The organism is Helicobacter pylori (assembly GCF_003637665.1).
In the GTDB taxonomy this organism is placed as follows: Bacteria; Campylobacterota; Campylobacteria; order Campylobacterales; family Helicobacteraceae; genus Helicobacter; species Helicobacter pylori_CK.
This window is the reverse complement of the sequence record NZ_MVWR01000001.1, coordinates 78,180-93,498: the sequence shown is the minus strand read 5'-3', so window position 1 is coordinate 93,498 and position 15,319 is coordinate 78,180. Positions and strand designations below refer to the sequence as shown.

The following is a 15,319-nucleotide window of genomic DNA, read 5'->3' as shown; positions in this document are numbered from 1 at the left end:
ATTTTTAATGAACGCTTTAGAAATCACCCAAAAGCTCATCAGCTACCCTACCATTACGCCCAAAGAATGCGGTATTTTTGAATACATTAAATCGCTTTTTCCCACTTTTAAAACCCTAGAATGTGGGGAAAATGGCGTGAAAAACCTTTTTTTATACCGCATTTTTAACCCCCAAAAAGATCATGCAAAAGAAAAGCATGCAGAAGAAAGGCATGTAAAAGAAAAGCATGCAAAAGAAAATGTTAAGCCCTTGCATTTTTGCTTTGCAGGGCATATTGATGTCGTGCCTCCTGGAGATAATTGGCAAAGCGATCCCTTTAAACCCGTTATTAAAGAGGGGTTTTTATACGGCCGTGGGGTGCAAGACATGAAAGGAGGCGTGGGGGCGTTTTTGAGCACGAGTTTAAATTTTAACCCTAAAACCCCTTTTTTGCTTTCTATGTTACTCACAAGCGATGAAGAAGGACCAGGGATTTTTGGCACTAGACTCATGTTAGAAAAACTCAAAGAAAAAGATTTACTCCCTCACATGGTGATTGTGGCTGAACCCACTTGCGAAAAAGTCCTAGGCGATAGCATCAAAATTGGCCGAAGAGGCTCTATTAATGGCAAACTCATTTTAAAAGGCGTTCAAGGGCATGCGGCTTACCCGCAAAAATGCCAAAACCCCATTGATGCGCTCGCTTCTGTTTTGCCCTTGATTTCAGGAGTCCATTTAGACGATGGCGATGAGTATTTTGACCCTTCAAAATTGGTTATCACCAACTTGCATGCAGGATTAGGGGCGAATAATGTTACCCCAGCAAGCGTAGAAATTATTTTTAATGTGCGCCATTCTTTAAAAACCACCAAAGAGAGCTTGAAAGAATATTTAGAAAAAGTTTTAAAAGATTTGCCTCACGCTTTAGAATTAGAATCAAGCAGTTCGCCCTTCATCACGGCTTCTCATTCAAAGCTTGCCAGCGTTTTAAAAGAAAATATTTTAAAGGCATGCCACACCACCCCCTTTTTAAACACCAAAGGCGGCACGAGCGATGCGCGATTTTTTAGCGCTCATGGCATAGAAGTGGTGGAGTTTGGCGTGATTAATGACAAGATCCATGCCATTGATGAAAGGGTGAGCTTGAAAGAATTAGAGCTTTTAGAAAAAGTGTTTTTGGGGGTTTTAGAGGATTTGAGCGAGAAATGAATGGGGAGTTTTGGCGTAAGGGTTTTATTTTTAATACCAACGCCTTTTTCGCTGGCAAAAACCACCAAACCAACTCAAGCTTTACATGCCAATATCCATTTATCATAGCCTATAAGAGTGGGGTCATGCTTGACAAAGTAACCAAAGCTTGCTATAACTTTTTAGCCCTTTTTGTTTTTGCAGTTTTTACATGCTCCTGTTGTTAAAAATTAAAATTCTTAAGGGCTTTTACCAAGCCACTCTTAAAGGGGTGGCTCAATCAGCTTTTTAAAACAAACTCTTTTAATACAGCTTCTCACTAGTATCCCCTATCGCATGGCAGTCCAGCTCAAGCGTTGGAACGCACTTAAAAGAGAAGCAATTCTCAATCATTTTCTTTATTGCACCAATAAAATGGCATTCAATAAGGCTTCAATCGTCAATATTTGATTATAATTATAAAGGATTACATTTTTTAATAGGAAATATATCATGCTAGGAAGTGTTCAAAAAACCCTTTTTGGGGTCTTGTGTTTGGGCGCGTTGTGTTTGAGAGGGTTAATGGCAGAGCCAGACGCTAAAGAGCTTGTGAATTTAGGCATAGAGAGCGCAAAGAAGCAAGATTTCGCTCAAGCTAAAGCGCATTTTGAAAAAGCGTGTGAGTTAAAAGAAGGTTTTGGGTGTGTTTTTTTAGGGGCGTTCTATGAAGAAGGGAAAGGAGTGGGAAAAGACTTGAAAAAAGCCATCCAATTTTACACTAAAGGTTGTGAATTAAATGATGGTTATGGGTGCCGCCTGCTAGGCAATTTATATTATAACGGACAAGGCGTGTCTAAAGACGCTAAAAAAGCCTCACAATACTACTCTAAAGCTTGCGACTTAAACCATGCTGAAGGGTGTACGGTCTTAGGAAGCCTACACCATTATGGCGTAGGCACGCCTAAGGATTTAAGAAAGGCTCTTGATTTGTATGAAAAAGCTTGCGATTTAAAAGACAGCCCCGGGTGCATTAATGCAGGATACATGTATGGTGTAGCAAAAAATTTTAAGGAGGCTATCGTTCGTTATTCTAAAGCATGCGAATTGAATGATGGTAGGGGGTGTTATAATTTAGGGGTTATGCAATACAACACCCAAGGCACAGCAAAGGACGAAAAGCAAGCGATAGAAAACTTTAAAAAAGGCTGTAAGTCAGGCATCAAAGAAGCATGCGACGCTCTCAAGGAATTAAAAATAGAACTTTAGTTTTAATGAAGTTAAGCTAAACACCGTGTTTAGCTGGCTTTTATGTTTTTTAATATCTTAATGGAAGCATAAACCCTACGAACTAATCTTTTAATCATAATAAGGCTTTTATCGCACCCATTCATTGCCGTTTTTAGATTGGTGTTTGAAAGGTTAAAGCGAGTTTATTCAAACCCTTAAAAAGGGTTTTTAACCCCCTACAACGCTTTCAATAGCACGCTATTTAAACGCTCATTAAAGCTTTTAGCGTCTTTTAAAGCCCCTTTTTCTAAAAGCTTCGCCCCATCATAAAGCAACCAGATAAAAGCACTCAACTGCTCTTTATCTTCGCATTTTAAGAGTTTTTGCAAAATCGCATGGTTAGGGTTTAATTCTAGCGTTTTCTTGCTTTCAGGCACGCTTTGGCCCATTTGACGCATAAAATTAGCCATCATCGCATTTTGTTCATCGCCTATTAAAGCCACCGCTGAAGTGAGATGATTAGAAAGCTCTACGCCTTTAATCTCATCTTTAAGATTTTCTTCAAACGCTTTCATCAAATCTTTAAACTGATCTTTTACCTCATCATTAATTTCTTCCAAACCAAGCTCTTTCAAACTCTCGCTATGGCTAGCGTCTCTAAAGGGCGTTTTATCGTATTCGTTCACGCCTGGCATCACAAACGCATCAATTTCATCGCTCAATAACAAAACGTCATAGCCTTTTTGAGCGTATTTTTCCAAAATGGGGGACGCTTTTAGTAAGTCTAAATTTTCGCCTAAAAGGTAGTAAATGCTCTTTTGATTTTCTTTTAAATTTTCTTTGTATTCTTTTAAAGAAATCAATTCTCCTTTGTCTTTAGAATAGAATCTCAACAATTCTAAAAGTTTTTCTTTGTTTTCAAAATCCCCATACAAGCCTTCTTTTAACACTTTCCCAAAAGGCTCATAGAATTTATGGTAATTTTTTTCATCCTTGCTCAAGCGCTCAATCTCGCTTAAAATCTTTTTCACTGAAGCCGAACGGATATTGGCTAAAATCTTGTTTTGCTGTAAGATTTCACGGCTCACGTTCAAGGGCAAATCTTCGCTGTCAATCACGCCTTTAACAAACCTCAAATAAGAGGGCAACAATTCTTTGTCATCATCAGTGATAAACACCCTTTTAACATAAAGTTTGACCCCGCTTTTATAATCCACCCTAAACAAATCAAAGGGCGCTTTGCTAGGAATATAAAAAAGCGTTGTGTATTCTAAAGAGCCTTCCACTTTATTATGGATATAGCTCAAAGGCTCGCTGTTATCATGTGCAAACGATTGGTAAAAGTCTTTGTAATCCTTTTCTTTTAATTCGCTCTTATTCATTTTCCATAAAGCGCTCGCTTGATTGATTTGCTCGCATTTTTCTTCTTTAACTTCTTTTTGATTATCCCCTTCGCCCTCAAATTTCGTATCGGTGTAAGTTAAAAAAATAGGGAAAGGGATATGCTCAGAATACTTTTTAACAACGCTATCAATCTCCCAACGGCTCGCAAAATGAGAATCTTCTTCTTTTAAAAAGAGGGTGATTTCTGTGCCTTGCTCCTCTTTGACGCATTCGCTGATTTCAAACTTGCCCTTACCATCGCTCACCCATGCATAAGCTTGCTCGCTAGTAACTTTCTTGGTTTGAACGACAATCTTACTCGCTACCATGAACGCCGAATAAAAGCCCACGCCAAATTGGCCAATCAGCGCGCTATCTTTTTTCTTATCCCCACTCAAATCGCTCAAAAAACTCTTCGTGCCTGATTTAGCGATCGTGCCTAGATGCTCAATGAGATCGCTTTTATCCATGCCTATACCATTATCTTTAATCGTTAAGGTTTTTTTCTGGCTATCAAAACTCAAATGAATGCTAGGCGTGGTATTGAGCCCTTTTAATTTCTCATCGGTTAGCATCAAATAATTCAGCTTGTCCAAAGCGTCGCTTGCGTTAGAAATCAACTCCCTTAAAAAAATCTCTTTATTAGAATACAAAGAGTGGATCATCAAATCCAAAAGCTGGTTGATTTCAGTTTGAAAGGTGTATTCTTGATTAGACATTGAACTTTTTCCTTTAATAAAATTTTTAAGATTATACAATAAAAGCGCACTTAAAAGGGTATGCTATGGCGTGAAGCTTTATTTTAAAAAAAGAACATGAAAGAACGTTTAATTCCTTAAAAACGATAACTCATAGAACTCATCAAATAGCTTCTATTTTGAATGGTTTGAGCGAAATCAGGGTTGTAACCGCTTGTAAAAAACCCTACCTTATAACCCTTATGCATCGTGATTTGATAGCCATTAACCATTAGCATGAAATAGATATGTTTTTTAAGGTTATATTTAAAAGTAACCCCTAAGCTTTGCGCATCAGCCCTTGGGGAATAGGTCAATTTCCCATACAATTGCACCAAAAGATTCTTAACGCTCTTCCCTATAAAAGCGTTAATCGTTATGGAATTAGCGTTGTAAAAATTGGAATAAGCGTCTTCATAAGGGGTGTCGTCTTTCGTGTCGTAAAAAGGATCCGCTGGTGAGCCATTCCAGCCTAATTGAACGCTCGCATTCCCAAAATTCTTATACACGCTCCAGCCAAAACGATAAGAGCGGAAATTCACTCTTTGAAACACAAACAAAGCCGCGCTTTTTTTACCCACTAAAGCGGCTCTGTAATAATCTTTAGACAAATAATCGCTATAAAGGGGAAACCATGCGTAAAAAGTCGTTTGGATGCGCCAAAGAGATTTCCAATAAGATTTTGTGTCATGGGTGATTTCAAATCCAGGAGCGTTAAAATTTTTAGGGTAAAACCAAATAAAAGGCGCGATCCTAATGTATTTATTTTCGTAAATGAGGTTGAAATTGTGCATGCCGTAGTTGATTTTTTGCTTGTAATTGACAGGAGCGTAAAAATCCCTAATGTATTGCTCATTGGCTAAAGCCCTTCCAAAGGTGCTAAACCACACTATCTTAAACTTTTTCCACCGGTAAAAAAGCTCAAACCCTTGATTAAACCCGCTCAAAAACAAAGCTTTAGAGGGGTAACGCCCTAATTTAATCCCAAAAATATCCTTATATTGATAATCTAAATACAAATTATATAGCACATAAGGCCTAGCATTTTGAGCCTTTTGCTCCCTGGTCCAATTTTGGCTGTGTTGCATCAAATAGCCCTCCCATCGCCCCATATAATACCAGTTCGCTGGCTGAAACCCTGCCTTAGGGTTGGCTTCATCAATCAAAAACTTCGTGGAATCATAAGCTAACGATCCTATTTCACCCCCCACCCCAAAACCCAGTTTGTGGTTTTCAATCCCTTTAGGGAGCAAACTGGAATCAATTTGCAAAGCCCCGGTAGTGGTTACATAACTCCCTGTAGGATAAATCCCTTTTTTTGAATTGATGATTGATTGATTCAAAGCGATGCGCGAAAACGATCCCACTCTCGCGCTGATTTGATACTCAAAAGCGTTGAGAAAAACCCCATTCAAAGCTAAAAACCCTAGCCAAACTTTTTGATTAAGCACCCTTTTATCAAACACCTTTTTATTGAAGTTTGATATTATGCCATAAAACAAACTCTCAAAGCCGCTCGCTCATTGTAGTTTTGAAAAAAAAACGATAAAATGACAAAAATCCCCCTTTTTTTACAAAAACGGATTCAATTTAAAGATTTAAGGACTGCGCATGCAAGAGATTATCCCTATTGTGGTGGCTTTTGATAACCATTATTGTATCCCTGCTGGTGTGAGTTTGTATTCCATGCTAGCACACGCCAAACGAGAGAGAGAGAGAGAGTAAAACTCTTTTATAAAATCCATTGTTTGGTGGAGGGTTTAAGCCTAGAAAATATAGCCAAATTAGAAGAAACGATCGCTCCTTTTAGCGCTTTTTCCAGTATAGAGTTTTTGGATATTACCGATAAAGAATTAGAACCACGCCATAATTACTATAAGCTTGATGCTTTAATAGCGAGTGAAATTAAAAAATTGTATTTAAAACTCAACTCTTTTTCGCAAAAACGCTTTTCTAAAATGATCATGTGCCGTTTCTTTTTTGCCTCCCTTTTCCCCCAATACGATAAGATGATCATGTTTGATGTGGACACTTTGTTTGTGAATGATATGAGCGAGAGCTTTTTTATCCCCCTTGAAACGCATTATTTTGGGGCTGTGAGAGAAAAAGATTTGATCGCTATAAACAGGAATTCGGCTAAGGATTTATACGAATTACGCCAAATGCACGCAAAAACTATCGGCGTCGCTGACGCTTTCCCTAACTTAGAAGAAGCTCAAATCCTTTTTGACAACTACTTTAACGCCGGGTTTTTAGCCTTAAATTTAAAATCATGGCGTAAAGAAAATCTGGAAAACCAATTGATTGGATTTTTCCTTTTGAAAAATGAAAAACTTTTATTTCCCGAACAAGACGCTTTGTGTTTTGTGTGCCGTGGTAGGATTTTAGAATTGCCTTACTCCTACAATGCCCACCCTAGTTTCCTTGATACGCTCTCATTCCCTAGCCTTAAAGAAGCACGCATGCTGCATTTTTGGGGCGATAAACCCTGGAAACTCTTAAGCGTCATTGGCGCGAAAAAATGGCATGAAGTTTTGATTGAAACGCCTTTTAAGGACGCTTATTTTAACGCTCCCTTTTTAGATCACCTCTTTGAATCCCTTCAAAACAAGGACAAGGATAAAGAAACCCAAGAAATCCACGCTCTTAAAAAAGCCCTGTCTTTTTCAGACAAACGGCATTCTTTTGAATTTCTTCTGCCTAGGCTTTCTTCTAAATTCCTTATAGAATTTTTGCTTTTTAAAATCAAACAAAAAGTGAAGCGGTTAATTAAAAGGGTTTTTTAAAGCCCTTTTAAAACTAATGCGAGCAAGCATGCGTTTGCGTGGGCTGGATGTCCTTATTATCGGCTAATTTCTCTTTTTCCACTTTGTCTAAAAAAACGCTCAAATCTTGTGCCATTTTTTCAAAAATCTTAGCGCTCACGCTATCAGGGTGAGAGATCACAATCGGTTCGCCCCTATCCCCCCCTAAACGCACTTTAGGCTCTAAAGGGAGCTTGGCTAAAATCTGCGTGTTATAAGCCTCTAATAATTCTTTCATGGAATTTGAGCCAAAAATCTCACTCTCTTTCTTGCAACGTTCACACACAAAACTCCCCATATTTTCCACAATCCCTGCAATAGGAATGTGTAGTTTCTTAAACATGTCCAAACTCCGTTTAGCGTCATCTAAACTCACGATTTGAGGCGTAGTAACGGTGATTCCTGCGCTGAGTGGCACGGCTTGGGCTAGCGTGAGCTGCGCATCGCCTGTTCCTGGGGGCATATCCACCACCAAAACATCTAAATCCCCCCAAATAATATCGCTTAGCATCTGCTCAATCGCTCGCATAAGCATGGGCCCTCTCCAAATGAGACTCTGCCCCTCATCATACAAAAGCCCCATGCTCATCACAGAAACGCCAAAAGCTTTTAAAGGAATGAGTTTTTTACCGCTAGGATCCATGATCACATCAGCGTTTTGCAAGCCCATCATTCTAGGGATATTAGGGCCATACACATCAGCGTCCAACAACCCCACTTTTTGGTTTAAATTCGCTAAAGCGATGCTTAAATTCACGCTGGTGGTGCTTTTACCCACACCGCCCTTGCCTGAGCTTATCATGACCACATGCTTGATATTTTTAGCCAGATTTTTAGTGGTGGGTTTTGGGGCTTGGGGCTTTGGCGGGGTTTTAATATCCAAATTTAAAGCTTTCACGCCTTTTTCTTGCATCGCTTTGGAGATATTTTCCCTTAAAATCGTGCTCGTTTCTTCAGAACTTGAGGGGATTTCTATTAAAAGCCCTAATTGATTGTCATGCAAAGTAATATTTTTGACAAAACCAAAGCTGACAATATCCTTTTCAAAATTAGGGTAGATGATCGTTTTTAACGCGTTTAAGACATCTTCTTGGGTGAGCATTTTAATCCTTAAAATGATAGTATTTGAATTTTCTTTATAGCATGTTTTGTTTAATTTTGCATTATAAATTAAATTTGCGTTTTTAAAGGGTAGGGCATGGAATTTTATAAGCGTGTTTTGAAGTTGCACCATTTTAGGAATTTGGGTAGAAAATCGCCCACAGAATTGCTTTTAAATTCAAGTTTTGAAAAACATGGGGGGTTGGTGATCTTAGTGGGGGAAAATAATGTCGGCAAAAGCAATGTTTTAGAAGCTTTGACAATCTTTAATGATGCGGATGTTAAACTTTGTAGTGAAGAAGATTATTTTAAAAACCATAAAAAAGACACCCTTTTAAGTTTAGAAGAAGAAGCAATCCTTGATCACAAAATCACAGGTTTTTCTTGCGTGGATTTGAGAATCCAATCTAAAGAGATCAGTTGTAATTTAAAGGAATTATCAAAAACGCTAATCAGCTATCCTTTTGAAAAACATGTAGAAGCTTTAAGCGAACAATGCAGCAACAGCGTTTATATTCCCACTAACAATAACGACTATTCAAATATTTGCACTTTTGTTAATAATTTTATAAATCTTATAGCTTCTTACAATTTATTAGAATCATTTTTAGATTTTTACAAAGAAAAATTAAAATTGAGCGAGCTTGTAACTGAATATGCCAACGCAACCAACAATCTGTTTTTCAAAGAATTAATCAAACATGTAAGCGGTAATAGCGAATGGATTAAAAATTTTTGTCAGTGCATCAAAGAAATCATAAAGCGCAATACGCCTGATAAAAAATACAACACAGATGAATTTTTTGTCATGGGGCAACACAAACAAAACCAATTAGCAAAAATTTATTCTTATTTTAAAAAACTTAGTGAAGGTGAAATCAAACCACAAAATGAAGACATCTTAAAAAAGCTAAAAAGTTTAGATGAAATTTTTAAGACTACCGACTTTACAAGATTCACACCAAAAACTGAAATTAAGGATATTACTAAAGAAATAGATGAAAAATACCCTATCAATGAAAACTTTAAACAGCAATTTAGAACATTCCGATCAAATATAATCAGCCTTAAAAAAGAAATTAAAAATTCTTTAAAATACCTTGAAAAAACAAGAGAGGATTTTGAGCGAAAAAAAGAGCGATTGATCCGAGAAATTGAAAATGACTGCAAAAATCAAAAAGTGCTAAAGTTTAATTATGATGTTTTGTTGGATAATATCTATGCAAAAATTATATAGCAAGTCATGCTGTTAGCGATGAGTCTAAAGATATTAAATCCATGATGTGTCAGCTTTATTTGAAAAAGATAGATTTATTAGTCAATTCAGAAATCGAACAATACAGATACAATGATTTTCTTGAATCAGCAAGAATATCTCTGTGGGAGAGTATAAAAATTTTAGACAATGAGAGTGGCACTCCTTTATTCCCTAAAAATATTGATGAAATCAAGGACAAATTTGAAATAAATAAGAAAAAACTCAAACAAAGCAAAAATGTTTCTGAATTCGCAGAATATTGCCGAGAGTGTAACCCTTATACAGCGTTTCAAAACTTAAGAAATAAAGTTCAATTCCCTTTAAGCGGTGGTTTATCTTATAAGTCTTACAAACTCGTGCCAATCATGAAAAAATACAAAGAGCCAAAAATCACAGATAACGACCTTAAGACTGCATTATTTACTCTCTTTGATTATTCTTCCCCTTCTGAATTTGACCAATGGGATTGGTTCTTTAGAAATTCATTGTTTAGGAAAATTGACTTTCACCCTAATGCAATTTGGAATTTTTTTGGGAGCATTTTAAAAGATGGTCAAGCGTTACAAATAATAATGTTTGATAAAAATAATGATTTAGTAATCTATGATTCTGAAAAATCGTTCAATATCCCTGAAAAATACTTGCAAGAAATAGACCAAGAATCACTAAAAGAGATCAGACAATCAAAACATCTTTTTCCAATTGAAGTAAAACGCAAATACAATAATAATGTATGTCAATTTGAATTTTTTAAAAAAGACACAAGCCATCTTTTATTTAAGGTAAATTTTACAGAAATATTAGAAAATCTTGCAGAAATTTTAGAATACAACATGCAATTAAAAATAGATTCTTTAATTACAAAAGAATTTAACAGGCTTTTAGCGATCGCTCAAGATAGCCCTCAAGATAGTTACCAATTGAAAATTCGTGTCCGACACAATAATAAGCTTTCTGAAGAGAAGGAATACACGGCATATGAAATAAAACTTGAAATTCATGATTGCAGAAAATCCCACGATCAAAATGAGCCAATTATCTTAAGCCAGCAAAGCACCGGCTTCCAATGGGCGTTTAATTTCATGTTTGGTTTTCTCTATAATTGGGGATCACATTTTAGCCTTAACAAGAATATTATCTATGTCATGGACGAGCCAGCCACTCCTTTGAGCGTGCCAGCCAGAAAGGAATTCAGGAGATTTTTAAAAAAATACGCTCATAAAAATCATGTTACTTTTGTTTTAGCCACCCATGACCCCTTTTTAGTGGATACGGATCATTTAGATGAAATAAGGATTGTAGAAAAAGAAACAGAAGACTCTGTAATTAAGAATCACTTTAACTATCCCCTAAATAATGCGGGCAAAGACTCCGACGCTCTTGATAAAATCAAACGCTCTTTAGGGGTGGGTCAGCATGTTTTCCACAACCCCCAAAAACACCGAATCATCTTTGTAGAAGGCATCACGGATTATTGTTATTTGAGCGCTTTCAAATTGTATTTCAATAAGCATAATCCACAATACAAAGACGACCCTATTCATTTCACTTTCTTTCCCATTTCAGGGCTTAAAAACAATCCAAACGAGATGAAAGAAACCATTCAAAAACTCTGCGAGTTAGACAACAACCCCATTGTTTTGACAGATGATGACAGAAAAGACAACTCTGACCCCATAAAGAGCAAAAAGCGAACAATTCAAAAAAGCTAATGAAGAAATGCATGATCCTATCAGAATTTTACAACTCTCAGACTGCGATAGGCATTTCAAACAAATTGAAGATTGTTTCAGCGCAAACGATAGAAAAAAATACGCTAAAAATAAGCAAATGGAATTGGCCATGGCGTTCAAAACAAGGCTTTTGTATGGCGAAAAAGACGATGTAATGAGCGAAGAAACAAAAAAGAATTTTCTAAAATTGTTTGAGTGGATAAAAAAAGAGTGCAATAACCTAACGATTAAAAAAGAATATATCAAATTTGATTATAATACCCCACAAATATTATAAAGTGAAAGGATTTTGATGTTTAAAAAGATGTGTTTGAGCTTGATTGTTATAAGCGGTGTTTATGCGGGGGCAAAGGATTTGGATTTCAAGCTGGATTACCGCGCGACTGGGGGGAAACTCATGGGGAAGATGACGGATTCTAGTCTTTTAAGCATCACTTCCATGAACGACGAACCGGTGGTGATTAAAAATCTTATTGTCAATAGGGGAAATTCATGCGAAGCGACTAAAAAAGTAGAACCCAAATTGGGTGATAAGTTTAAAAAAGAAAAACTCTTTGATCATGAATTAAAGTATTCGCAACAGATATTTTACCGCTTGGATTGCAAGCCTAACCAATTGTTAGAAGTTAAAATCATCACGGACAAGGGCGAGTATTACCACAAGTTTTCCCAATAAAACCGCCCTTTCCTCAAACAAGGGGCTTTCTAGCTAGATCACTTCGTGAGAGCACCCCTTTCTAAAGAAAGGAGCTTCCTAACTAAAACATTCCATTAAATGCTAACACGAAAGGCTTTGTTCTTTAAAGTCTGAATGGATATTTCCTACCTTAAAAAGACTAGTGGTATTTTAATCTCTTTTAGCCTAACGGCTATGTGCTTACATCTTGCACCCTAAAGGACAGAGTTTTTCGTGCTAGTGGGATAAAATTTAAAAAGAGTTTTGCCACAAAGCGACCAAAACCTCTCATGGAGCCTTTTGTTGAGCTTGCTCTAAAGCCATTTGCGCATGCTTGCAATCCTTTTTAAAAGACTTCGTAATAAAATTAACCTTAAGCGTAGAGTCAAAGGCTTCATGGCATTTTTTAAGCTTATGATCGCGCTCTTGTGGGTCTTGCAAGTAATATTTTACTGAATGCACAAAACTGAAATGAAACCCCATAGGAGGGATACGACTCTCTGGAGTGCCTTCGCAAAAATCGCTGCAATAAGTGCTTTGCGACTTTAAGCCCCCCAACACCATTAAAAATAAAAAAATCATCTTTTTCATCAATACTCCTTTTAATCCTTTTTATCCCCCAAAATACACTAACGCTGAACCCCAAGTCAATCCCCCACCAAAAGCGTCTAAAAGCATCAAATCGCCTTTTTTCAAACGCCCTTCTTCATAAGCTTCGCACATGGCCATAGGGATACTCGCTGCTGAAGTGTTGCCGTATTTATGCACGGTCAAAACCACTTGCTCATCTTTAAAATCCAAATGCTCTCGCACCGCTTGAATGATCCTCAAATTAGCTTGATGCGGGATAAACAAACGCACGTCTTCAGGTTTGAGGGCGTTTTTTTCTAAAATCATTTCCACATCTTTTAAAAGCGTTTTTACCGCTAGCTTAAACACTTCATTGCCTTTCATGCACAAAAAAGGATTTGAATCCTCTTCTTTAGCGTTAAAGGGCGTGGGTTTGAGAGTCCTTGGCGTGTAGAGGTAATTAGAAAAATTCCCGTTCGCTGAAATTTGCACATCTAAAATGCTTTCTTTTAAATGCTTGGTTCTGCCTATCACGCACGCCCCGGCCCCATCGCCAAATAAAATGCAAGTCCCCCTATCCTTAAAATCCAACACGCTGCTCGTTTTTTCCGCCCCCACAACCAGCACATTTTCATATATCCCGCTTTCCACATAAGCTTTAGCCACTGACAAAAGGTAAATAAAACCCGTGCAAGCGGCTGAAATATCAAACGCCGGTTTGTTTTCAATGCCCAGTTTTGCACTCAACACGCAAGCGGTTGAAGGCATGGCTAAAAAATCAGGGCTTAAAGTCGCTACAACCACTAAATCAATGTCTTGCGGGGTTAAATGCGCCCTTTCTATGGCTTGTTTAGCCGCTATTACCCCTAAATCACTGCTTTTTTCTCCAGCGCTAGCGAAACGGCGTTCTTTGATACCGGTCCTTTTTTCTATCCATTCATCGCTGGTATCCAAAAATTCTTGAAACGCTGCATTCTTTATGCATTCGCTTGGAGCATGCATAGCAATGGATTTAAGAGAAGCGTAAAATTCCATTCAATCCCCTTAACATAGTCATCTTTAAGCGTCTTGCTGATCACTTTGATGTGCAGAAACGCTAGGCTTCAAGCTCTCAAACGCTTGAGTAATCCTCAAACAAACCTGACTTTCAACAGCACTAATAGCCTGATAAATCGCGCATTCAACCGCTCTAGCGTTACTCTTGCCATGGCTAATGATCACGCTTTTATTCACGCCCAAAAGCGGTGCTCCCCCATATTCAGCGTAATCGGTTTTTTGTTTTAAAATACCAAACGCATTCTTAAGCATCAAAGCCCCCATTTTAGATTTAAAAGAGCTTTTAATTTCATCTTTAAAAATAGAGCCTATCGCGCTAGCGACCCCTTCTGTTGTCTTTAAGACCACATTCCCCATAAAGCCATCGCAAACCACCACATCCACAACCCCTTTGAAAATATCGCTCCCCTCCACATTGCCATAAAAGAAGTCGTAAGCTTTCAGCATTTTATGCGTTTCTTTAACGAGCATGTTCCCTTTAATATCTTCTTCGCCATTACTCAAAAGACCCACCTTAGGGCTATCATAATGCAACACGCTTTTAGCGTATTCATACCCCATAAGAGCAAAATCAATCAAATATTCAGGCTTGCAATCCGTGTTCGCTCCTGCGTCTAACAGCACGCTAGGGCGTTTGCCAACGCTGGGCATTAAAGTGCAAATAGCAGGCCTTTCAACCCCCTTGATGCGCCCTAAACGCAAGGTCGCTAAACCCATAGTCGCTCCGCTATGCCCCGCTGAAATCAAAGTGTCAGCCCCATTTTTCAAAATATCCATACCCAAGTAAATGGAAGATTCCTTACGCTTGATCGCCTCAGTGGCGGCTTCTTCCATTTTAATATAATCTTGCGTGTGGATCATTTCCACTTTGCTGGCTAACTCTTTAGAAATAAAAGGGGTCGCTTTGTCTTTATCCCCCACTAAAACCGCACTAAAACTCTTATTTTCTAAAGCCCTTGAGACTCCCTCAATAATGGGTAAAACCCCATGGTCAGCCCCCATTAAGTCTATTACAATTTTCATCATGCGTCCTTAAAAGGCTTGTTGCAATCCTTTAAATACTTTCTATCACTAAAGATAGCTTTTATATTAGTATTCTTTAGTAAATTTGTTAATATGGTGTGGAAGCTTCCAAGTGCCATCTTTGGCTTTCACAGGTTTAGCCAATTTAACGCTATAATGCGTGCGCCTTTTTGCCGCTCTTGTCTTACTCACTCTTCTATCAGGTACTGCCATAAATTCTCCTTCATTTCAATCTGCATAATGGTAGTCTAATTTAATAGACTCCACTTCGGAGCGTAAAATTTCGCTCAAATCAATAAAACCATTGAAAGATTCAATAACATCTAAATTATCAAAATCCAAACTTTGGCTTTGCGTATCCCACAACCCGTCTGAAATATGCAAAACCAACGACTCATCAAGGTTTTTTTTAAACTCTTTACCGCTTGTATCGCAAATAAGCATCAATTCACCCTTAAGGTGTGCTTCCAAGCGGAACATTTTCGCCCCCACCCGCACAACTTCGCCCTCTAAAACCACTCCCTCATGCTCTAAAGAAAACGCTTTAGGCGCATTAAAAGCGATTTTACGCATTTCAAATTGCATGCTTAACTTAAAACGCCCT

12 protein-coding genes and 2 pseudogenes are annotated in these 15,319 nt (G+C 37.8%); 6 read left to right on the top strand and 8 right to left on the bottom strand.

Features of this window, described 5'->3' with window-relative positions; all coding sequences use genetic code 11:
* Positions 1-7: 7 nt before the first annotated feature.
* A complete protein-coding gene (dapE, locus tag EAL49_RS00480; protein ID WP_120828136.1) occupies positions 8-1,189 on the top strand; it encodes a succinyl-diaminopimelate desuccinylase in 1,182 nt (393 codons plus the stop codon).
* 471 nt (positions 1,190-1,660) lie between these two features.
* On the top strand, positions 1,661-2,413 hold the full coding sequence (gene hcpA, locus EAL49_RS00470; RefSeq protein WP_120828132.1) for a Sel1-like repeat protein HcpA: 753 nt from the start codon (positions 1,661-1,663) through the stop codon (positions 2,411-2,413).
* 197 nt (positions 2,414-2,610) lie between these two features.
* On the opposite strand, the gene htpG is transcribed toward hcpA, so the two are convergent.
* On the bottom strand, positions 2,611-4,476 hold the full coding sequence (gene htpG / locus EAL49_RS00465) for a molecular chaperone HtpG (RefSeq protein ID WP_120828130.1): 1,866 nt from the start codon (positions 4,474-4,476) through the stop codon (positions 2,611-2,613).
* Between the two features lie 116 nt (positions 4,477-4,592).
* A complete protein-coding gene (gene hofA / locus EAL49_RS00460) occupies positions 4,593-5,945 on the bottom strand; it encodes an outer membrane beta-barrel protein HofA (protein WP_120828437.1) in 1,353 nt (450 codons plus the stop codon).
* A gap of 160 nt (positions 5,946-6,105) precedes the next feature.
* Between hofA and EAL49_RS08395 the strand changes: the two are divergent.
* Positions 6,106-6,232 (top strand): annotated as a pseudogene (locus EAL49_RS08395) (glycosyltransferase family 8 protein).
* Positions 6,233-6,245: 13 nt separating this feature from the next.
* Positions 6,246-7,280, top strand: coding sequence for a glycosyltransferase family 8 protein (locus tag EAL49_RS00455; RefSeq protein ID WP_240461632.1), 1,035 nt, complete (start codon positions 6,246-6,248; stop codon positions 7,278-7,280).
* Positions 7,281-7,293: 13 nt separating this feature from the next.
* On the opposite strand, the gene EAL49_RS00450 is transcribed toward EAL49_RS00455, so the two are convergent.
* A complete protein-coding gene (locus tag EAL49_RS00450) occupies positions 7,294-8,532 on the bottom strand; it encodes an Mrp/NBP35 family ATP-binding protein (protein WP_120828126.1) in 1,239 nt (412 codons plus the stop codon).
* Here EAL49_RS00450 and EAL49_RS08390 point away from each other — a divergent pair.
* Together EAL49_RS08390 and EAL49_RS00435 are read left to right on the top strand one after the other, a co-directional pair.
* Positions 8,497-11,667, top strand: a pseudogene (locus EAL49_RS08390) (AAA family ATPase). The gene EAL49_RS00450 and the pseudogene EAL49_RS08390 sit on opposite strands and share 36 nt — an antisense overlap.
* 15 nt (positions 11,668-11,682) lie before the next feature.
* Complete coding sequence (locus EAL49_RS00435; protein ID WP_120828124.1) at positions 11,683-12,066, top strand: hypothetical protein; 384 nt, start codon at positions 11,683-11,685, stop codon at positions 12,064-12,066.
* A 288-nt stretch (positions 12,067-12,354) separates the two neighbouring features.
* On the opposite strand, the gene EAL49_RS00430 is transcribed toward EAL49_RS00435, so the two are convergent.
* From EAL49_RS00430 to EAL49_RS00410, 5 genes are all read right to left on the bottom strand, one after another.
* Positions 12,355-12,657 (bottom strand): hypothetical protein, encoded by a 303-nt coding sequence (locus EAL49_RS00430; protein ID WP_120828122.1) that lies wholly within the window; start codon positions 12,655-12,657, stop codon positions 12,355-12,357.
* A gap of 21 nt (positions 12,658-12,678) precedes the next feature.
* A complete protein-coding gene (locus tag EAL49_RS00425; RefSeq protein WP_000397738.1) occupies positions 12,679-13,671 on the bottom strand; it encodes a ketoacyl-ACP synthase III in 993 nt (330 codons plus the stop codon).
* Positions 13,672-13,695: 24 nt separating this feature from the next.
* Entirely contained in the window at positions 13,696-14,715 is a 1,020-nt protein-coding gene (gene plsX / locus EAL49_RS00420) for a phosphate acyltransferase PlsX (RefSeq protein WP_162973069.1), read from the bottom strand.
* Positions 14,716-14,781: 66 nt separating this feature from the next.
* Positions 14,782-14,928 (bottom strand): 50S ribosomal protein L32, encoded by a 147-nt coding sequence (gene rpmF / locus EAL49_RS00415; protein WP_000290431.1) that lies wholly within the window; start codon positions 14,926-14,928, stop codon positions 14,782-14,784.
* 15 nt (positions 14,929-14,943) lie between these two features.
* On the bottom strand, positions 14,944-15,300 hold the full coding sequence (locus EAL49_RS00410; RefSeq protein ID WP_120828118.1) for a DUF177 domain-containing protein: 357 nt from the start codon (positions 15,298-15,300) through the stop codon (positions 14,944-14,946).
* Positions 15,301-15,319: the final 19 nt, after the last annotated feature.